Source organism: Pseudomonas ficuserectae (assembly GCF_024584585.1).
Classification (GTDB): Bacteria; Pseudomonadota; Gammaproteobacteria; order Pseudomonadales; family Pseudomonadaceae; genus Aquipseudomonas; species Aquipseudomonas amygdali.
Window position 1 is genome coordinate 1,946,643 of sequence record NZ_CP085684.1, and the last position, 18,825, is coordinate 1,965,467.

Annotated in this window: 12 protein-coding genes, 2 tRNA genes and 3 pseudogenes; 11 read left to right on the forward strand and 6 right to left on the reverse strand. The window is 57.0% G+C overall.

Annotation, left to right across the window (positions count from 1 at the left end):
• Positions 1 to 176: 176 nt before the first annotated feature.
• The 3 genes and pseudogenes from LJU29_RS08600 (at position 177) to LJU29_RS08610 (ending at position 5,296) form a co-directional block, all read left to right on the forward strand.
• Positions 177 to 1,157, forward strand: a complete 981-nt coding sequence (locus LJU29_RS08600) for an IS5-like element ISPsy2 family transposase (protein WP_054078085.1) — start codon at positions 177 to 179, stop codon at positions 1,155 to 1,157.
• A gap of 621 nt (positions 1,158 to 1,778) precedes the next feature.
• Positions 1,779 to 3,286, forward strand: a pseudogene (locus LJU29_RS08605) (membrane-associated oxidoreductase).
• 135 nt (positions 3,287 to 3,421) lie between these two features.
• Positions 3,422 to 5,296, forward strand: coding sequence for an MFS transporter (locus LJU29_RS08610; protein WP_257112061.1), 1,875 nt, complete (start codon positions 3,422 to 3,424; stop codon positions 5,294 to 5,296).
• Positions 5,297 to 5,381: 85 nt separating this feature from the next.
• Here LJU29_RS08610 and LJU29_RS08615 read toward each other — a convergent pair whose 3' ends face one another.
• Both LJU29_RS08615 and rdgC read right to left on the reverse strand, forming a co-directional pair.
• On the reverse strand, positions 5,382 to 6,329 hold the full coding sequence (locus tag LJU29_RS08615; protein WP_005747132.1) for a bile acid:sodium symporter family protein: 948 nt from the start codon (positions 6,327 to 6,329) through the stop codon (positions 5,382 to 5,384).
• An 89-nt stretch (positions 6,330 to 6,418) separates the two neighbouring features.
• Positions 6,419 to 7,339 (reverse strand): recombination-associated protein RdgC, encoded by a 921-nt coding sequence (gene rdgC / locus LJU29_RS08620; protein WP_005759410.1) that lies wholly within the window; start codon positions 7,337 to 7,339, stop codon positions 6,419 to 6,421.
• A 171-nt stretch (positions 7,340 to 7,510) separates the two neighbouring features.
• Between rdgC and LJU29_RS08625 the strand changes: the two genes are divergently transcribed.
• The 3 genes from LJU29_RS08625 (at position 7,511) to LJU29_RS08635 (ending at position 8,936) form a co-directional block, all read left to right on the forward strand.
• Positions 7,511 to 7,586, forward strand: a tRNA-Val gene (locus LJU29_RS08625).
• 21 nt (positions 7,587 to 7,607) lie between these two features.
• Positions 7,608 to 7,684, forward strand: a tRNA-Asp gene (locus tag LJU29_RS08630).
• A gap of 511 nt (positions 7,685 to 8,195) precedes the next feature.
• Complete coding sequence (locus tag LJU29_RS08635) at positions 8,196 to 8,936, forward strand: IclR family transcriptional regulator (RefSeq protein WP_005747133.1); 741 nt, start codon at positions 8,196 to 8,198, stop codon at positions 8,934 to 8,936.
• A gap of 133 nt (positions 8,937 to 9,069) precedes the next feature.
• On the opposite strand, the pseudogene LJU29_RS08640 reads toward LJU29_RS08635, so the two are convergent.
• Positions 9,070 to 10,391: pseudogene (locus LJU29_RS08640) on the reverse strand (MFS transporter).
• An 82-nt stretch (positions 10,392 to 10,473) separates the two neighbouring features.
• Positions 10,474 to 11,456, reverse strand: a pseudogene (locus tag LJU29_RS08645) (hydroxyacid dehydrogenase).
• Between the two features lie 227 nt (positions 11,457 to 11,683).
• On the opposite strand from LJU29_RS08645, the gene LJU29_RS08650 reads away from it, so the two are divergent.
• The 5 genes from LJU29_RS08650 to LJU29_RS08670 all read left to right on the forward strand — a co-directional run bounded on the left by LJU29_RS08650 (position 11,684) and on the right by LJU29_RS08670 (position 16,213).
• Positions 11,684 to 12,361, forward strand: a complete 678-nt coding sequence (locus tag LJU29_RS08650; protein ID WP_054995495.1) for an RraA family protein — start codon at positions 11,684 to 11,686, stop codon at positions 12,359 to 12,361.
• 79 nt (positions 12,362 to 12,440) lie between these two features.
• Positions 12,441 to 13,667, forward strand: coding sequence for an MFS transporter (locus tag LJU29_RS08655; RefSeq protein WP_122322513.1), 1,227 nt, complete (start codon positions 12,441 to 12,443; stop codon positions 13,665 to 13,667).
• 408 nt (positions 13,668 to 14,075) lie between these two features.
• A complete protein-coding gene (locus LJU29_RS08660) occupies positions 14,076 to 14,471 on the forward strand; it encodes a hypothetical protein (protein ID WP_004643774.1) in 396 nt (131 codons plus the stop codon).
• Between the two features lie 118 nt (positions 14,472 to 14,589).
• Positions 14,590 to 15,780, forward strand: a complete 1,191-nt coding sequence (locus LJU29_RS08665) for a CaiB/BaiF CoA transferase family protein (RefSeq protein ID WP_122322826.1) — start codon at positions 14,590 to 14,592, stop codon at positions 15,778 to 15,780.
• A gap of 55 nt (positions 15,781 to 15,835) precedes the next feature.
• Positions 15,836 to 16,213, forward strand: a complete 378-nt coding sequence (locus LJU29_RS08670) for a VOC family protein (protein WP_002552629.1) — start codon at positions 15,836 to 15,838, stop codon at positions 16,211 to 16,213.
• A gap of 1 nt (position 16,214) precedes the next feature.
• Here LJU29_RS08670 and LJU29_RS08675 read toward each other — a convergent pair whose 3' ends face one another.
• Both LJU29_RS08675 and LJU29_RS08680 read right to left on the reverse strand, forming a co-directional pair.
• Positions 16,215 to 17,558, reverse strand: coding sequence for a dicarboxylate/amino acid:cation symporter (locus LJU29_RS08675; RefSeq protein WP_057454089.1), 1,344 nt, complete (start codon positions 17,556 to 17,558; stop codon positions 16,215 to 16,217).
• A gap of 105 nt (positions 17,559 to 17,663) precedes the next feature.
• Complete coding sequence (locus LJU29_RS08680) at positions 17,664 to 18,719, reverse strand: tartrate dehydrogenase (protein ID WP_057454090.1); 1,056 nt, start codon at positions 18,717 to 18,719, stop codon at positions 17,664 to 17,666.
• Positions 18,720 to 18,825: the final 106 nt, after the last annotated feature.

The window sequence follows — 18,825 nt, forward strand, 5'->3', positions numbered from 1 at the left end:
TCCACACCGTATCGATAGCGCGCAGTCTCGCACGATGGCCGCGCTTCGTCTTTGTCGACCAAGGTCGAGCGTGGCGGGGTGTCGCAGTGAGGGGAGAGTTGAGCTCTAAGGAAACTCTGAAAAAGACTTCCTAATTTGGCAAAATCTCCGGACACCAGTCGCCGAGCTTTTCGATGATGAAACAGATGACCTTCGCCGACGCCGAGTATGCCGGCAAGCGCAAGCAGACCCGTAAGGAATTGTTCCTGATCGAGATGGATCAGGTGGTGCCCTGGAAAGGTTTGATTGCCCTGATTGAGCCCTATTATCCAAAAGGAGAAGGTGGCCGGCCCGCCTACCCACTGATGGCGATGCTGCGTGTTCATCTGATGCAGAACTGGTTCGGCTACAGCGATCCGGCGATGGAAGAAGCGCTGTATGAGACGACCATCCTGCGTCAGTTTTCAGGCCTGAGCCTGGAGCGAATTCCAGACGAAACCACCATTCTCAACTTCCGTCGTCTGCTGGAAAAGCACGAGTTGGCGACCGGGATTCTCGGCGTAATTAATGGTTATCTGGGCGACCGTGGCTTGTCGTTGCGTCAAGGCACCATCGTCGATGCCACGCTGATTCACGCGCCCAGTTCGACCAAGAACAAGGATGGCAAACGCGATCCTGAGATGCATCAAACCAAGAAAGGTAACCAGTACTATTTCGGCGCCAAGGCTCACATCGGCGCCGACGACGAGTCAGGCCTGGTGCACAGCGTGGTAGTAACAGCGGCCAATGTGGCAGACGTCACGCAGGTTGCCAAACTGCTGCACGGCGAGGAAAACGTAGTCTGCGCCGACGCAGGTTACACCGGGGTCGAGAAGCGCGAAGAACACGCTGGGCGCAAGGTCATTTGGCAGATTGCCGCCCGCCGCAGCACTTACAAAAAGCACGGAAAACGCAGTATTTTGTACAAGGCGATCCGCAAAATCGAGAAGGCCAAGGCCCAGGTTCGCGCCAAGGTCGAGCATCCGTTTCGGGTCATCAAACGCCAGTTTGGCTATGAAAAAGTGCGCTTTCGGGGCTTGGCCAAGAACACCGCGCAGATGGTGACGTTGTTCGCCCTGTCAAACCTGTGGATGGCCCGCCGACATTTGTTGGCGAGCGCAGGAGAGGTGCGCGTGTAATGCAGGAAATGGTTACCGCAAAAGGCTTTGCAGCGGCCGAAAGAGCTAAAAAGCGAAGATAATTGAGCAAATTTCGACATGCATCGTTTTTTGAAAAGTGCTGAGGACTCGGTAGCCGGAAAACATCCGGCTACTTCAGACCTTCCCTAATTATAGATTGATGGCTACTGGCCTTGTATCTATTATCCGGGGTCTTTGATCAATGCGCGCCACTGCTTAGTACAGCATCGTGCACAAGTACAGGGAGTTAAAATGAAAGCCCATGGCCGCTCATTGCATGAATTCACCCCACTCCAACCAGCTGAGCAGGTGTTGTTGAATTGTTGCAGTTTGGGGACGATAGCGAAGATAGGTCTAGACGTACCCGAAGATCCTACTCCAACAAACACTATTCGAGCAGGCTTTTTGCGTTTTCTGTCTTTGGGCGAGGATAAAGCTGCTCCTGTGCACGAATGTGGTGTCCGGCTTGTAGGCGCTTACATTCAAGGTGGCCTAAATTTGAGTTCGTCAGTCGTGCCCGTATCGCTGTCGATCACCTACTGCCACTTACAGCTTAAAACTTTACTGACAGACGCCAAATTCTCGCACTCCTTGATTTTTCACGGATCAAGGCTAAACGGCATGCGCGCGGGACGTGTTCAAGTAGAGGGTTTTTTTTCACTAAACAGTGTCAGTTCTTACGGCCTGGTTGATCTCGACGAAGCACGCGTAAAAGGTCAGATCAGTTTTTCGAGTGCAAATTTGGACGGTATTGACGCTACTGCACTTACAGCTGAGGGCGTTGTTTGTGGGGGGGATATCCATCTATGTGATGGTTTCGTGGCCAATGGTAACGTGAGCTTGGGCGGTGCTCAGATAAAGGGGCAACTTAATTGTGCAAGCGCCACATTCACGGCATCTGAAGACTGGGCTTTGCTGGCCGACAGAATTATTGTCAGAGGCAGCGTCTTTCTGAGTGATGGTTTTTCTGCTAGCGGTGGTGTGCGTTTTGTCGGTGCCAGAGTTTACGGAGAGCTAAGGTGTAGCGGCGGTCAGTTCGAGTGGCCGAGCGGTGACGCTTTTCGCATGGACGATGCAGTAATCTCCGAGTCGGTATCGCTGGATCGTAGGTTCAGTGCTTGGGGGAGGGTTAATCTGCAAAATGCTCAAGTCGGAGGGGATCTTGTAATAAGCAATGCCAAATGCATTGGGACGCTAGACGCTGATCGAATCAATATCAAGGGGACGCTGATTCTACGTGGTCTGGAGGAGTCGTTAGAGTCTGTCTCTTTTGCCGGTGCTCGATCGGGATCTCTGGACGATGATAAGCAATCTTGGGGCAGGAGTTTGGATATCAATGGCTTTGTCTATGGGTTCATAAATGTCCATGCTGAAATGTCGATCGAGGGTCGTCTGGAGTGGCTGAACAAGCAAAGCACGCCTGTTTCCCACGAATATGGTGTAAAGGAGTTTCGCCCTCAGCCCTGGCGACATCTGCAAAGTGTTCTTGATGAAATGGGCCATGCTGAAGAGGCTCGTCAGGTAGGCATAGAGTTCGAAAAGCGCCTTCGCGCTGCCGGTTTGATCGGCCAAGGCCCTAAGCGCTGGAATCCTTTGCGGCGCTGGTTCTACAAAAAGCTGATGACCTTCCTGCATGTTATGTACGGCTTTCTGACGGGATACGGTTACAGACCGATGCTGCTGTTACGTTCGTTTGTAGTGTCTGGTTAGTGTGTTCAGGCATCTATTGGCTGGCCGCTAACGAAGGCGCAATTTTTGCTCCAAGCGACCCGCTTGTTTTTCAAAACGAAAAGTATGCGTCATGCATGCCTCCGGCCTCACCCACAGGGCAAGAGCCATCCGATACAGGTAACTGGTATCTCTGCGCTGAGCTGCCAGAGGCCTATACCGGCTTCAGCCCACTTGCATTCTCTCTTGATTTGCTGCTCCCGCTGGTGGACCTGCACCAGGAAAAAGACTGGGCTCCGTTGATTGAAACCCCGAAGGCGAATATTTTTGCAGAGCTGTGGGGATTCTTCAGTGCCAAGCGCCTGGTGCGTTTTGTAATGTGGGTCGAGATACTCGCGGGATGGGGCTTCAGCTTGCTGTTCGTGGCTGTCGTATCAGGGTTGGCACGACGCAAAGAGTAGCGTTTGGTTTGACAGGCTTCGCATCGTGAGCCGGTAGAAGCAACAGCACTATCGACATATGCCTGCTTAACGTCTTCAATGGCGCACTTGCCGGAGTGACATGCTCCGGTCAACAGCCTCTCAGGACCACGGACGATGAGCCAACAGTCACAATTCAGCTTGCTCGGGAAACGCCGTTTCCTGCCGTTTTTCATCACGCAGTCCCTCGGGGCGTTCAATGACAATATTTTCAAGCAGTCATTGATCCTCGCCATCCTCTATAAGCTGAGCATCGACGGGGATCGTTCGATCTATGTCAATCTGTGTGCCTTGCTGTTCATCCTGCCGTTCTTCCTGTTCTCGGCGCTGGCCGGGCAGTTCGGCGAGAAGTACCCCAAGGACACGCTGATCCGCATTATCAAGTTCGGCGAGATCGTCATAATGGCGGTCGGGGCTGCGGGCTTTCTGTTCGATCACCTTGAATTGATGCTGGCGGCGCTGTTCGCCATGGGCACGCATTCAGCGCTGTTCGGGCCGGTCAAATATTCGATCCTGCCCCAGCACCTGCGCGAGAGTGAACTGGTCGGTGGCAACGCGCTGGTCGAGATGGGCACCTTTCTGGCGATTCTGGCCGGCACCATCAGTGCTGGCGTAATGATGTCTTCTGCGCACTATGCCTGGATTGTTGCGGCCGCTATCGTGCTGGTCGCCTGCCTGGGGTTCGTTGCCAGCTTCGGTATTCCGCGCGCGACTGCCGCCTCGCCCGAGATGAAACTCAACTGGAATATTTTCACCCAGTCATGGGCGACCCTGCGCATGGGGCTTGGACAGACGCCCGCAGTCTCGCGCTCGATTGTCGGCAACTCGTGGTTCTGGTTTGTCGGTGCTATCTACCTGACGCAGATCCCCGCTTACGCGAAAGAGTGGATGTACGGCGACGAAACGGTCGTCACGCTGATCCTGACCGTGTTCTCCATTGGTATCGCGCTGGGCTCGCTTCTTTGCGAGCGGTTATCCGGGCATAAGGTCGAGATCGGGCTGGTGCCGTTTGGCTCGATGGGGCTGACGATTTTCGGTCTGTTGCTGTGGTGGCATTCCGGTGGTTTCCCGCAGAACGTGCAGGCCAACGACTGGCTGGCGGTCCTTTCCTACGGGCAGGGCTGGCTGGTGTTGTTCGATATTTTGGGCATTGGCGTGTTCGGCGGCTTCTATATCGTGCCGTTGTACGCCCTGATCCAGTCGCGAACACCGGTGAAAGAGCGCTCACGGGTCATTGCTGCCAACAACATCCTCAACGCGCTGTTCATGGTGGTTTCGGCGATTGTTTCGATTCTGCTGCTGAGCTTCGCCAAACTGTCGATTCCGCAGCTGTTTCTGGCGGTGTCGCTGATGAACATCGCCGTCAATATCTACATCTTCAAAATCGTCCCCGAGTTCACCATGCGCTTCATGATCTGGCTGCTGGGCCATTCCATGTACCGCGTCGAGCATCGCGATTTGAACCGGATACCAGATGAGGGCGCAGCGCTGCGGGTCTGCAACCATGTGTCCTTTGTCGATGCGTTGCTGATTGCCGGTGCAGTGCGGCGGCCGATCCGTTTTGTTATGTATTACAAGATCTACCAGTTGCCGGTCCTCAACTTTATCTTCCGCACGGCCGGGACCATCCCGATTGCCGGGCGCAACGAGGACATGGACATCTACGAGCAATCGTTCAAGCGCATCGCTCAGTACCTCGCCGAAGGCGAGCTGGTGTGCATCTTCCCGGAAGGCAAGCTGACCACCGACGGCGAGATCAGCGGCTTCAAGAGCGGCATGAGCCGCATCATTGAGGAAACCCCGGTGCCGGTCATTCCGCTGGCACTACAAGGGTTGTGGGGCAGCTTTTTCAGCCGTGACCCGAGCAAGACCCTGTTCCGTCGCCTCTGGTCGCGTGTGGTGCTGGTCGCGGGTTCGCCCATTGCAGCAGATGTTGCAACGCCGGTGGATGTGCGTGAAGAGGTGAAGGCGCTGAGAGGGAAGGTGCAATAAGCGCTCCGCGCTGCATTGGCACGATATGACTATCGTGCCAATGCTCGTAGGCATGCATTTCTGCATCCCAGTCATGCGCCGCTCATCAACGACCCTGCCTGGTTTCTTCCTCCGGCATCTTCCTGAAATACGTCGATAGCAACGCACCGGAAATGTTGTGCCAGACGCTGAACAGCGCGCTCGGCACCGCCGCCAACGGCGAGAAATGTGCGCTGGCCAGCGCAGCGCCCAAGCCGGAGTTCTGCATGCCGACTTCCAGCGCCAGTGACTTGCGTTGCGCCAATGGCAGCTTGAAGACCTTGCCGGTGAAATAACCCAGCAAAAAGCCGAAGGTGTTATGGAGGATCACCACGGCCATGATCAACAAGCCCGATTCGGCGATTTTCGCCTGGCTGGCGGCAACTACGGCGCAGACGATCATCACGATGCTCACCACCGAGACCAGCGGCAGCACGTCCACGGCGTAGCTGACCCGCGCACCCAGCAGACGCTGTGCAACCACACCGAGCACGATCGGCAGCATGACCAGTTGCAGGATCGACCAGAACATATCGAGGAAGGACACCGGCAGCCACGCCGACGCCAGGAACCAGATCAGGGTCGGGGTCAGCAGCGGGGCGAGCAGGGTGGTCACCGCCGCGATTGCCACCGCCAGCGCCAGATCACCTTTGGCCAGCCAGGCCATGACGTTGGATGACGTACCGCTCGGGCAGCAGCCAACCAGAATCACACCCACAGCGATTTCCGGCGGCAGTTGAAACACCTGACACAGCAACCATGCCACGCCGGGCATGATCACAAAGTGCGCGACCACACCCAGCGCAACGCGCCACGGGTTTCGCGCCACCTCAGAGAAGTCTTCCAGCTTCAAGGTAAGACCCATGCCGAACATGACCAGACCCAGCAGCGGTACGATCCAGCTTTTCAGACCGATAAAGGCCTGCGGGAACAGAAACGCCAGGATGGCGAACAGCAGCACCCAATAAGCAAAGGTATTACCGACAAACCGACTCAAGGCTGCCAACGCACGCATGGGGTGCTTCCTCCTGTAAAAAAACCTGTGTGAAATGAACGCGCCGTCTCACAGGACGGCGCGGTGTTGCAGGCAGCGACGGGAGGGGATCAGATCCCCTGCGGGATTTCCTCGCCGCCCAGCGCGTCGAACAGTTCCGGCAGGAACTCGCCGAAGGTCAACATCATCAGTGTGAAGCTGGCGTCCAGCTGGCCCAGTGCCTCGTCCCCACCGTCCTGTTCCGCCTGATCCTGCAGCAGGTCTTCGAACTTCAGGCGCTTGACCACCAGCTTGTCGTCCAGCACGAACGACAGTTTGTCCTGCCAGGCCAGCGACAGCTGGGTGACGACCTTGCCGGTGTTCAAGTGCAGCTGAATTTCGTCGCTGGTCAGGTCCTGACGCTTGCAACGTACGATGCCGCCGTCTTCGTGGGTGTCGCGCAGTTCGCATTCGTCAAGCACGAAGAAGTTGTCGGCCGCTTTCTGGGTCTTGACCCAGTCGGTCATGGTCGCACTCGGCGAAACCTTGACGGTCAGCGGACGTACCGGCAACGAGCCGATCACTTCACGCAGTGTCGACAGCAGGTCTTCGGCGCGTTTCGGGCTGGAGGCGTTGACCAGAATCAGGCCCTGCTTTGGCGCGATGGCAGCGAAGGTCGCGGAGCGGCGGATAAACGCACGTGGCAGAAAGGCCTGGATGATTTCATCCTTGAGCTGATCACGTTCCTTCTTGTAGACCTTGCGCATCTGCTCGGCTTCGATCTCGTCGACCTTTTCCTTGAGCGCGTCGCGTACAACGCTGCCCGGCAGAATGCGCTCTTCCTTGCGTGCAGCAATCAGCAGAAAGTCCTGACTGATGTGTACCAATGGAGCGTCCTCGCCCTTGCCGAAAGGAGCGCCGAAACCATAGGTGGCCACCTCCTGGCTGGCGCAGGCACGAGCCGGTTTGGTTGCCAGTGCTGTCTCCAGCGCTTCGGCATCGAAAGGCACGTCCTGGGTCAGGCGATAGACAAGCAGGTTTTTGAACCACATGAGGTGAGTCTCTCTTTCTATACAAAGGCGGGCATTATTCGCTCCTCGGCGGCTGCGGCCAACCCTGCACAGAGCGTTTGTAAGCCTTTGGAAGGATTATAAAAATTATTTAAAAAAGTGCTTGCCAGAGTGCAGGTCGCTCCGTAGAATGCGCGCCACACCGAGAGTGAAGGGTGATTAGCTCAGCTGGGAGAGCAGCTGCCTTACAAGCAGCGGGTCGGCGGTTCGATCCCGTCATCACCCACCAAACTCGCTTTTAGTGTTACGCGCAGCGGTAGTTCAGTCGGTTAGAATACCGGCCTGTCACGCCGGGGGTCGCGGGTTCGAGTCCCGTCCGCTGCGCCATATTCAGCTTCAAGGCCCTTGAACTCCTTGAAGCAAACAGAAAGCCCGCCTCGTGCGGGCTTTCTGCTATTTGAAATAGCGGCTTTGTGCCGCTTTTTTTGTGTCTGAATTTCGTTGGAATCCATCTTCAGCCACGGTTTTAAGTACACATTCATGTACGCCGCTGGCAAAGCCTTTTACGGCTCCTTGCGCATCAGGTTTCGTATGGGTTCGTCTACTGCTGGGGTTATATTCCCCGTCTTGCCTGCGTCCCCAAACGGGTTGAAGGCGCTGGCATTTCCGTTTCTATCGGCATGATAAGCAATTGCTTATTTCCCTAGGCACCTGTCCCGGCCTGAGCCGCAAATAGGCTCATCAGTGGCGCGTACGATGGCGGGCCGCAGGGTGGTGGGGTTGCTCGGGATGCAAGAGCACCTGAAAACCCGCGCAGTGGCGGTTCGGGTCTGCCTGGCTGATAATGCCCGCTCATTAGCTCGGTATCACGAGCCCTATAAGCGCTAAGGAGCATCCAATGGTTAAAACGCGTCCAAGACCTGCGGTTAACGGGGTAGCTTCCGCTGATCGGGTGTTGACCGTTCTGACTGCATTCCAGGTGGGTGACACTGCATTGAGTCTGGTTGAGCTGGTGCAGCGCACAGACCTGATCAAAAGCACCATCATGCGTTTGATGGTTTCCCTGGAAACCTACGGCCTTGTCACTCGTCTTGCGGATGGTCGGTACATGCTGGCCAGCGAGGTGATGCGGCTCAATGCGGTTTATCAGGAGGCCCTCGATCTGGAGCGGCATGTGATGCCTCGACTGCATCGCCTGACCGAAGAAACCGGCGAGACTGCGTCCTTCTATGTGCGGCATGGGGCTTACCGGCTCTGCCAGTACAGGGTCAACTCGCCTCATCGGCTGCGGTTGCATTTGCAACCAGGCGATATGCGGCCGATGGACGGCGCTGCGGGCGCTCAAGCTTTGCGCACCACTTTAGAAGAGGCGCGCAATGGGCTCGATCCTATTTATTCATGTGGTGCCACCGATCCTCACGCAGCCTCCATGGCGTTGCCGATTTACGGGCCTATTCAAGAATTGATCGGCGCTCTGGTGTTGTCGGGTCCGGCCAGTCGCTTGACCGAGGAGCATGCCGGGCGCCTGAGAAAGATTTTCTCGGAAGTGGCCGATGATTTGATGCGCAGCCTGGGTGGCAAGACGCTTCGTGATGATCGGCAATCTGCTGAATCGGACAGTATCGAAGCGGTCAGCTGAGTTCGCGAAGGGATGAATCAGGTCTGGCGCAGGAGGGAGTTCGGGATTTCAGAAGATAACAGGGTAAACAAGTAACAACGCCACTCGCTTGCATGAAGCGCGCGGCGTTGTTTGTCCAGCAAGACAGAGAGCTTTATACAGGCTCTACTTCAGCGGCTTCCTGTTTCAGACGCTTGCGGCCCATCACCAGCACCATCACACCTCCTGCCGCACACAATGCGGCCAGCAGCATGGCCAGGGCGTAACTCCCGGTTGCGCCATGGATGGCGCCGTAGACGTTGACCATCACACCACCACCGATCAGGTTTGCCAGGGCTCCAATTGCGGCGAGCCCCGCAGCTGCTGTCGACGAAGACAGCCAGCCGGACACCAGCGCCCAGAACGGTCCTTTCATGGAGTAGGCACCGATCAGCACCATGCTCAACAGCATCACGGTTGCCGGCAGTGAGGAGGTAACGGAGGCCAGAAGCAAGCCGGCAGTGATCAGCAGCAAGGTGAGCGAGGTGTGCCAGCGCCGCTCATCGGTCCGGTCGGAGCTACGCCCCCAGATGATCATTGCCACCGATGCGATCCCGTAGGGGATGGCATTGACCAGGCCGATTTCCATGTTCGACAGGTCGAAGGTCTTCAACAGTTGCGGGGCCCAGATACTCATCGTGCTGCCCGCCGCCGATGCCCCGGAGTAGACCAGCGCCAAGACCCAGATGTCTTTGTGCCTGAGCAGTTTCCATAGGGAGATATGGCCGATGTTGGTCTTGCGTTGACGCTCTTCGGCCAGCTTGTTGACCAGCCAGTGACGCTGCTCGTCGCTCAACCATTTCGCCTGATCGGGTTTGTCGGTCAAAACGAACAGGCACGCGATGCCCAGCAGGACCGCGGGAATACCTTCCAGTATGAACAGCCAGTGCCAGCCACGCATACCCATCCAGCCATCCAGGCTCAGCAGCAGCCCCGACAAGGGGGAGCCGATGAAATTGGCTCCAGGAATGGCGACCATGAAGATGGCAACCATGCGGGCCCGATACGCCGATGGCAGCCAGTAGGTTAGGTACAGCAGCACGCCCGGGAAGAAACCTGCTTCAGCAGCGCCCAGCAGAAGCGCATGACATAAAGAGAATTCGCGCCCGTCACGAATGCCGTCCCGGCGGAGATGATCCCCCAGGTCACCATGATTCGGGCAATCCAGATCCGTGCGCCGAACTTCTGCAGCGCCAGGTTGCTGGGCACTTCTACCAGGAAGTAAGAGAAGAAAAACAGGCTGCTGGCAAAGCCGAAGATCGCCGGGCTCAAGCCCAGGTCCTGATTCATTTGCAGCGACGCCATGCCGATATTGCCACGGTCGATGATCGCAATGAGGTAGCACACGATCAGAAACGGCAGCAGTCGCCAGGCGACCCGCTTCATGGTGAGGCGTTCGAGATCGCTGATCGGGGGGGATGTTTGAGCGATGGCCATTGGTGCTCTCCTGTAATTATTTTTCTGGAGAAACGCTGTTCGGTTGAGTGCAAGGTTGATCGTCAACCCTGGCTCAGGTTAATCAGGCTTCAGTGCCCAACAGTTGGCGATTGACCACGCAGCGCGGATCAAGCTCGGCACCCTGCCAAACCTTGACTATTTGCTGCACCGCCAACAGGCCGACGCGGTCGCGTGCATCCGTGGTATTTGCGCCCACGTGGGGGGGGCTACCAGGTTATGCAGGCTCCATAGCGGGCTGTCGGCAGGTGGTGGTTCAGGGGTGAACGTGTCCAGGCCGGCCCCTGAAATATCGCCATCAATCAGTGCCTGGACCAGCGCCGCGGTGTCTACCAACTCGCCGCGCGCGGTGTTGATCAGGATGCTGCTTGAGCGCATGCGCCGAAACTGATCGCGGCCAAAAAGAGCGCGGTTTTGATCTGTCAGGGGGCAGTGAAGGCTGATGATATCGCTAGTGGCCAGCAAGCTGTCGAAATCGGTTTCGCGCTCGACGTAATCGCGCTGCGGCAGTGTTTTCAGGTACGGATCAAACACTTTCACCTTCATATGCAGCGGAGCGACCAGGTCCATCAGGATGCTGCCGATCGAGCCCAGCCCCACCAGTCCCAGAGTTTTGCCGAACAGTTCGGTGCCATTGGCCGTGGTTTTGTCCCAGTGACCGGCGCGCATCCGGGCATCTAGCGCAGCGGTTTGACGGGCAACGCTGAACATCAGTGCGAAGGCATGCTCGGCCACCGATTGCGCGTTGGCGCCCAAGGCGATGGTCACGGGCACGCCCTGTTCGGCGGCGGCCTGGATGTCGATGGTGTCGTAGCCAACGCCGTTTTTGGCGATGATTTTCAATTTGGGCGACGCCTGGATCATTTCACGTGTCAGCTTGCCCTGACGCACGATGATCGCGTCTGGCTGCTCCTCGTAGATGAGCGCGGTCAGCTTTTCGGCTGGCAGGTAGGGCGTTGTAGGGATGATCGATATGTCTTGCGAAGCGGCGAATGCCATTGCATCAGCCGCGAGCGCGGGGCCGGTCAGCAGAATTTTGCGGGTCATGGTCGTTACCTTGTTCTTGTTTGTGTCGTTGGCGGCAAGGGTCGCTGCCCCGTCGTTAACAAAACCCTACCATAACGAAATGTCGTTGCAATATAGGCATAATTAAATTTCTTATATCGCAAAATTTTCGCATTATTGGGTTTTGATTCGATTTTAATGAAATGCCATTCTGTAAATGGCTAGTTGATACCCGGCGGCATCCCATAATTTCAAGAGAGAAATGCCACATGACCATTGGATTTCGTGTCCTCAAAGCAGCTCGAAAAGTCAGCCTGGAGTGGGTCAATCGCTACCGCGATGTGCCGGTGGCCAACATCAGCGACTCGATGAACCGAATGACTGCTGCGGGTGCCAGGCTGCGTCCCATGCACCGCGAGGGCGTCCTGGCAGGCCCTGCGTTGACAGTTAAAGCCCGGCCTGGCGATAACCTCATGCTGCATCACGCGATCGACATCGCCGAGGCTGGGGATGTGATTGTGGTAGACGCATGCGGCGATCTGAGTAACGCCCTGATCGGCGAAATGATGGTGGCGTACGCTGTCAAACGCGGTGTGGCGGGTATTGTCATCAATGGGGCGATTCGCGACGCGGCAAGCATCGGCGCCGGTGATTTCCCGATGTTCGCGGCAGGTATTTCTCACCGTGGTCCTTACAAGGACGGGCCTGGGGAAATCAACGTGCCTATTGCTATCGATGGCATGGTGATCGAGCCGGGCGATTTGGTGATAGGTGACGATGATGGCCTGCTGTGTGTACCTTACGACCACGTAGCGGAAGTCTACGACCGCGCCTCTGCCAAGCATCATGCCGAGCAGAAGCAGCTTGATCAGATTGCCAAGGGTGAAAACGACCGTTCGTGGGTCCTCGATTCCTTGAAAAAGAAAGGCTGCCTGCTCCCCGAATGAGCAGGCGTATCGTGCCTCTCGCGCACGATCACCGTCGCTGGTAGAAGACGATCGCGTGGGGCCTTAATGTGAGGTTCTGATGTCGTCTTCCTATCCGCCCGTTTTGAAGCGGTGGCCTGCTCCAGTCAGAGCGCTGGCGCATCGAAATTTTCAGATTTATTTCGCTGGTCAGGCAATTTCCACCTTGGGTAAATGGGTGCAGCAGGTTGCGCTCTCCTGGCTGGCTTACCATCTCACGGGTTCGGCATTCCTGCTGGGCCTGCTGACATTTCTGACCTTGGCGCCGCAGTTGGTGGTCGGCCCGCTGGCCGGGGCCTGGATCGACCGGCACGACAAGCGTCGTTTGCTGATCATTGCCCAGGCACTGTTGGCCGGGCAATCGCTCACTCTCGCTATCCTCGCCTGGCTGGGCTGGATAGATGACACCATCATCATTGTCATGGCTGTGCTGCTGGGGCTGCTCAACGCGGTTGAAACGCCGCTGCGCCAGGCTCTGATCAGCAGTTTCGTGGATGAGCCCGCCGATCTCCCCAATGCGTTGGCGCTAAATGCCATGCTGATCAACGCCGCTCGTTTCATTGGCCCGCCGCTGGCGGGCTTTCTGATCACGGTCAGCGGTGAAGGCGCCTGCTTTTTCATGACCTCGATTGCCTTCGGCCTGTTGCTGGTCAGCCTGATCAGAACCCGTGTGGCTGCCGAGGTAAAAGCCAGCGGTTCCACAGGTCAGGTGTTCAAGGAAGGATTGAGTTATATCTGGCGTACGACTGATATTCGCCGCTTGATGATCGGCGTGGTCGTCGTCAATCTGCTGGCGTCGAACTACGCCGTGCTGCTGCCGATCCTGGCCAAGTCAATTTACGGAGGGGATGCGCAGACCCTGGGTTGGTTGTGGGGCGCTGCTGGCGCCGGGGCGTTCGTCTCGACGTTAATGCTGGCATTGGGTGGGACTCTCAACCGGCTTGGCGCGTTCATCACGGCTGCCGTTCTGTGTTGCTCGGTGGCGATGCTGGGAATGGCCTTGAATGCGCCTTTGGCAGCCGCGCTTGGCTTGTTGGCGCTGGTGGGTTTCGGTATTACTGCCAGTAACGTGAGCACCAACATGCTGTTGCAAAGCAAGGCGCCCGCAGCACTGCGTGGGCGAGTCGTGGCGTTTTATATCGCAATGCGTTTCGGCTTTGAGGCCATCGGCGGTCTATTGGCCGGGTTGGGCGCAGCGTTCATGGGCGCGCCCGCAACCTTGGGGGTTACGGGTGCGCTGTTGCTGGTGTTTTTTACTGCCGACCGCTATTGGGCGGCCAAGCCTTAGCTAAGGCGGGCCGGGGGAGCGGGGCACCTGGCGCGGCTTGGGTTACAGGCCTACGTCTGCATTTTATATCTGTATTGAATAGCATTTTGGGATGTGCGGGCATTCTACTGGCATGATTTGGTTAATGGCGCAGAGGAGCGCTGTTTTCATGTGATACAACGTTGTGTGCTTCCACGCATCATCAGGTAAGACTTCCTCTTAGCCAATGTAAGTTATTTCCTTATTTGTTGAAGTTTATGACTAGCTCTTTGTTTAACGCGATCAAGTCCTTGATTTCTCATCTTCGCTGGTATTAGCTGGTTTTGTCGGTTGGCGCCTTCAGTGTGCTGACCGAATGTCTTATATCTGATTCTGTAAGGTCGCCCTGTCAGGGCGGTTGAATGCTCTATATTTAAATAAGGAAATTATATGAACACTGGTCTTAAACTGCTAATGGCTGCCTCTGTCATGGCCGCCTCCGTCAGCGCGTTGGCCTTGCCTGTGCTGCACACCGCGACTATCGATCAGCACGGCACTGTCGTTGCTCAATCGTCTCCGTGGATCAAGTCCGTAAGTTACAGTAGTAAGAGCGACTATTTCGCAACGTATAAAGTGATTTTCAATGAAGACCACTTCAAACGCTCGCCTGGTTTCTGCTCGGCATCTTCTATTGATACCAGTGACTATGAACGGTTGTTCTACGGTCACGTCAAGTTGGGTGGCGCTGCCACCACAAAAGAAGTCAATGTGTTAGGTCTCATGGTCGGTAAGGACGGTGCCTCGGGTGACGCTTCTATGAGTTTTCAGCTGGCGTGCAGCAACTGATTGAATGAGCCTCACCGGGTTGGGGGGGCGAGGGCAGAACCTTGTCAAACACCTCCGGCTTTCCATCCACCGCATTTGCGCAGATCATCTATCCATTCCCAACAAGAACGGACGTGTCATGAATTTACCTCTTCAGGGCATCAAGGTGGTGGAGCTGGGCCAGCTTATTGCCGGACCTTTTGCGGCGAAGATCCTTGCCGAGTTCGGTGCCGAGGTCATCAAGGTCGAGCCGCCGCTGACCGGTGATCCTCTGCGCAAATGGCGTTTGCTGCACGACGGCACCTCCGTATGGTGGGCGGTGCAGTCGCGCAACAAGCAGTCGGTGACCCTCGACCTGCGTCAACCAAAGGCGCAGGAGATGGCCCGCCAGCTGATCCGTGATGCCGATGTGCTGGTGGAGAATTTCCGCCCCGGTACGCTTGAGGGTTGGGGGCTCAGTTGGGAAGAGCTGCATGCCCTCAATCCGAAACTGATCATGCTGCGCGTCTCCGGCTATGGGCAGACCGGCCCGTACCGTGACAGGCCGGGTTTTGGCGTAATAGGCGAGGCGATGGGCGGTTTGCGTCATTTGTCGGGCGAGCCAGGGCGTACGCCGGTGCGTGTCGGTGTGTCGATCGGCGATTCACTTGCAGCGTTGCACGGCGTGATCGGCATTCTGCTGGCGCTTCGTCACCGCGAGCAGAATGGCGGTGATGGGCAGCAGATAGATGTCGCGTTGTACGAGTCAGTGTTCAACGTGATGGAAAGCCTGATTCCCGAGTATTCGGTATTCAATACTGTCCGTGAGCCAGCAGGCAGCAGCATGCCAGGCATTGCACCGACCAACGCCTACCGCTGCAATGATGGCAAGTACGCGCTGATCGCAGGTAATGGCGACAGTATCTACCGCCGGTTGATGGAAAAAATCGGTCGAATGGATCTGGCCAATGACCCCGAGCTTGAGCACAACTACGGGCGGGTCAGGCATGTGGCACGCATTGATGCTGCCATTTCGACCTGGACCGCCGAGCGCTCGATGGACGAAGTTCTTGCTGCACTCAACGAGGCGCGTATCCCGGCAGGCAAGATCTACGACGCTGCCGATATCGCCGGCGACCCGCATTATCAGGCGCGTGACATGTTGTTGCAGAGCGCGCTGGATGACGGCACGCCCGTTACCCTCCCGGGGATTGTGCCTAAACTTCAAGGCACGCCGGGCCAGGTAAGAACGCCCGCGCCGACCCTGGGTCAGCACACCGACGCCGTTCTCGAAGCACATGGTATAGACGCAGCCACTCGCGCCGAATGGCGTCGGCTTGGCATCATCTGATCCGAAATGCGGCCTTTGCCGTAAACAGAACTCTATTCCAAACGGAGCTGATCCCGTGATTGATCATCTGGACCATCTTGTATTGACCACTGCTGATGTTGACGCCTGCAAGGATTTTTACGTACGTGTCATGGGTATGGCCCCTGAACGCTTTCGCCAGGGCCGATTGGCGTTTCGCTTCGGCAATCAGAAAATCAATGTCCATGAGCGTGGTAAAGAGTTCGAGCCCAAGGCCCATCTGCCTGTGCCAGGTGCGCTGGACTTGTGTTTCATTGCCAGCATCCCGCTGGCTCAAGTCATCGCGCACCTGCAGGAGCAGGACTGGCCTATCGTTGAAGGTCCGGTGGAGCGTACCGGCGCCACCGGGCCGATTCGTTCTGTGTACGTGCGCGATCCTGATCTGAACCTGATCGAAATTTCCGAATTGGCCTGATTCAGGTCGGCGACGGACTGATCCCTTCCGTGATCGCGGCAGGTCTGGCCTGACCGGTTTTCGGCAGGGGCAAAGGCTCGGGTTGTTTCGGCTCGTACTCGCCATTCAGCGCCCGGTGCATCTTTTCGCTGTCCAGTGCGCCGACCCATTTGGCGATGGCCATGGTGCCGACGCCGTTGCCGATGGTATTGGTGATCGCCCGCGCTTCGGACATGAAACGGTCCACGCCCAGTAACAGCACCATGCCCGCGACAGGGATGGTGCCAAGTGACGCGAGGGTCGCGGCGAGAATGATGAAGCCTGAGCCCGTGACACCCGCCGAACCCTTGGAGGTGAACATTAGCACCACCAGTACGATCAACTGGTCGGTCAGGGTCAGTGGCGTGTTGGTCGCCTGGGCGATGAAGATCGCAGCAATCGTATAGTAGATCGCCTGGCCGTCCGGATTGAAGGTCAGGCCGGATGGAATGATCATTCCTGCGACCGGTTTTGACACGCCGGCTTTCTCCATTTTCGAGATCATCTGTGGCAGCACCGATTCAGATGAACTGGTGCCCAGCACCGTGAACAGTTCTTCCTTGATGAAACGCAGGAATTTCCAGAGGCTGAACCCGCTGTAGCGGCATATCGGCCCGAGTACGAAGATCACGAACACTGCGCAGGTCAGGTAGACGCAGGCCATCAGTTTGCCCAGAGAAAACAGCGAACCGAAACCATATTTGCCGATGGTGAAGGCAATTGCGCCGAATGCGCCGAGCGGTGCCAGGCGCATGACCATGTTGACGATTCTGAACATGCCCTGCATCAGGCTGTCCAGCGCATCGACAAAAGGTTTGGCGCGCGGACCTACCTGAGCCAGAGCGATCCCGAGCAGGATCGAGAACAGCAGGATTTGCAGAATATTGCCCTTGGCGAATGCGTCGATGATGGTGTCGGGAATGATGCCCATCAAAAAGTCCATGAACGACGAATGCTTCGCCGCGCTGGTGTAGGTGCTCAGGCTGGAAGAGTCCAGCGTCGCCACATCAATGTTCATCCCGGCACCGGGTTTGAATACATCTACCACGACCAGACCAATGACCAGCGCCAGGGTCGACACCACTTCAAAATAGATCAGTGCCCGAAACCCGACGCGGCCCAGCTCCTTCATGTTTTCCATGCGCGCGATGCCGGACACCACTGTCAGGAAAATCACTGGTGCGAGCAGCATCTTGATCAGCTTGATGAATGCATCGCCGATGGGTTTGAGCGCTGCGCCGGTCTCCGGTGCCACAACGCCAACGATGGCGCCTAGAATGACCGCGAGTAAAACCTGTACGTACAGTTTGCCTAGAATGCTTTTCATGACCGGGTCCTGAGTTTTTATTGTTGTCAGGAAATGCCCGGAGACTCGGCAGGCCGGTCTCCGTGGCGTTGTACCGCGATACGACGATGATCTGGCGAACGCGCCTCAGCGGTTGATCAGTTGCAGTACCGCGTCGGTGACCTGCCTGGTGGTGGCCGTGCCACCGAGGTCCGGGGTATGCAGACCGCTTTCGGTGACCGCCTCGATGGCCGACATCAGGGTCTTGGCCGCTGCCGATTCACCCAGATGCTCAAGCATCATCGCAGCGGTCCAGAACGTTGCAATCGGGTTGGCGACGCCTTTGCCGGTGATATCGAAGGCCGAGCCGTGAATCGGTTCGAACATCGACGGGAAGTTGCGGCCTGGGTTGAGGTTGGCGGTAGGGGCGATGCCCAGACTGCCGGACAGGGCGGCAGCCAGATCGGAAAGGATGTCGGCGTGCAGGTTGGTGGCGACGATGACATCCAGCGACGATGGCTTGAGCACCATGCGCGTGGTCACGGCATCCACCAGCTCCTTGTCGATCCTGACGTCCGGGAAGTCCTTGGCCACTTCGTAGAAAATCTCGTCCCACAACACCATGCCATGGCGCTGCGCGTTGGACTTGGTGACCATGGTCAGGTGCTTGCGCGGGCGAGTGCGCGCCAGTTCGAAAGCGAAGCGATGAATGCGCTCTACACCGGCCCGTGTGAACACCGAAACCTCGGTTGCGACTTCCTCTGGCAAACCACGATGCACGCGCCCGCCATTGCCGGAGTACTCGCCCTCGGAGTTTTCGCGAACGACGACCCAGTCGATCTCGTGGCCGTTGTGCAGCGGGCTCTTTACGCCGGGCAGAACGCGCGCTGGACGTACGTTGGCGTATTGGTCAAAGCCCTGGCAGATCGGCAGGCGCAAACCCCACAGGGAAATATGGTCGGGTACATTCAAGGCACCCACTGCGCCGAAGAAAATCGCATCGAATGTCTTGAGTTCGGCCAGACCGCCTCCAGGAATGTAGTGGCCGTTCTTCAGGTAGTTATCCGAATTCCAGTCAAAGTGTTTGAAGGTCAGGTCGAAGCCGGATTTTTTCGACAGCGCCTGTAGGACTTCAACACCTGCGGCGATCACTTCCACGCCAATGCCGTCGCCGGGTACTGCTGCAATGTTGTAACTGCTCATGGTCCACTCCACTGTCCGGTGCTTTTTGTTGTGCCTGCGAACGCTCTGTTCGACAGGGTGTGGACGGAGTATATGTAGTGAACCGGAACGTATGAGTTACTCGAAA

Excerpts from the sequence above, each read along its gene's own strand:
- LJU29_RS08600 (WP_054078085.1), top strand. The coding sequence starts at position 177 with ATGAAACAGATGACCTTCGCCGACGCCGAGTATGCCGGCAAGCGCAAG.
- LJU29_RS08665 (WP_122322826.1), top strand. The coding sequence starts at position 14,590 with ATGAATTTACCTCTTCAGGGCATCAAGGTGGTGGAGCTGGGCCAGCTT.
- LJU29_RS08650 (WP_054995495.1), top strand. The coding sequence starts at position 11,684 with ATGACCATTGGATTTCGTGTCCTCAAAGCAGCTCGAAAAGTCAGCCTG.
- LJU29_RS08655 (WP_122322513.1), top strand. The coding sequence starts at position 12,441 with ATGTCGTCTTCCTATCCGCCCGTTTTGAAGCGGTGGCCTGCTCCAGTC.
- LJU29_RS08660 (WP_004643774.1), top strand. The coding sequence starts at position 14,076 with ATGAACACTGGTCTTAAACTGCTAATGGCTGCCTCTGTCATGGCCGCC.
- LJU29_RS08675 (WP_057454089.1), bottom strand. The coding sequence starts at position 17,558 with ATGAAAAGCATTCTAGGCAAACTGTACGTACAGGTTTTACTCGCGGTC.
- rdgC (WP_005759410.1), bottom strand. The coding sequence starts at position 7,339 with ATGTGGTTCAAAAACCTGCTTGTCTATCGCCTGACCCAGGACGTGCCT.
- LJU29_RS08615 (WP_005747132.1), bottom strand. The coding sequence starts at position 6,329 with ATGCGTGCGTTGGCAGCCTTGAGTCGGTTTGTCGGTAATACCTTTGCT.
- LJU29_RS08680 (WP_057454090.1), bottom strand. The coding sequence starts at position 18,719 with ATGAGCAGTTACAACATTGCAGCAGTACCCGGCGACGGCATTGGCGTG.
- LJU29_RS08610 (WP_257112061.1), top strand. The coding sequence starts at position 3,422 with ATGAGCCAACAGTCACAATTCAGCTTGCTCGGGAAACGCCGTTTCCTG.
- LJU29_RS08635 (WP_005747133.1), top strand. The coding sequence starts at position 8,196 with ATGGTTAAAACGCGTCCAAGACCTGCGGTTAACGGGGTAGCTTCCGCT.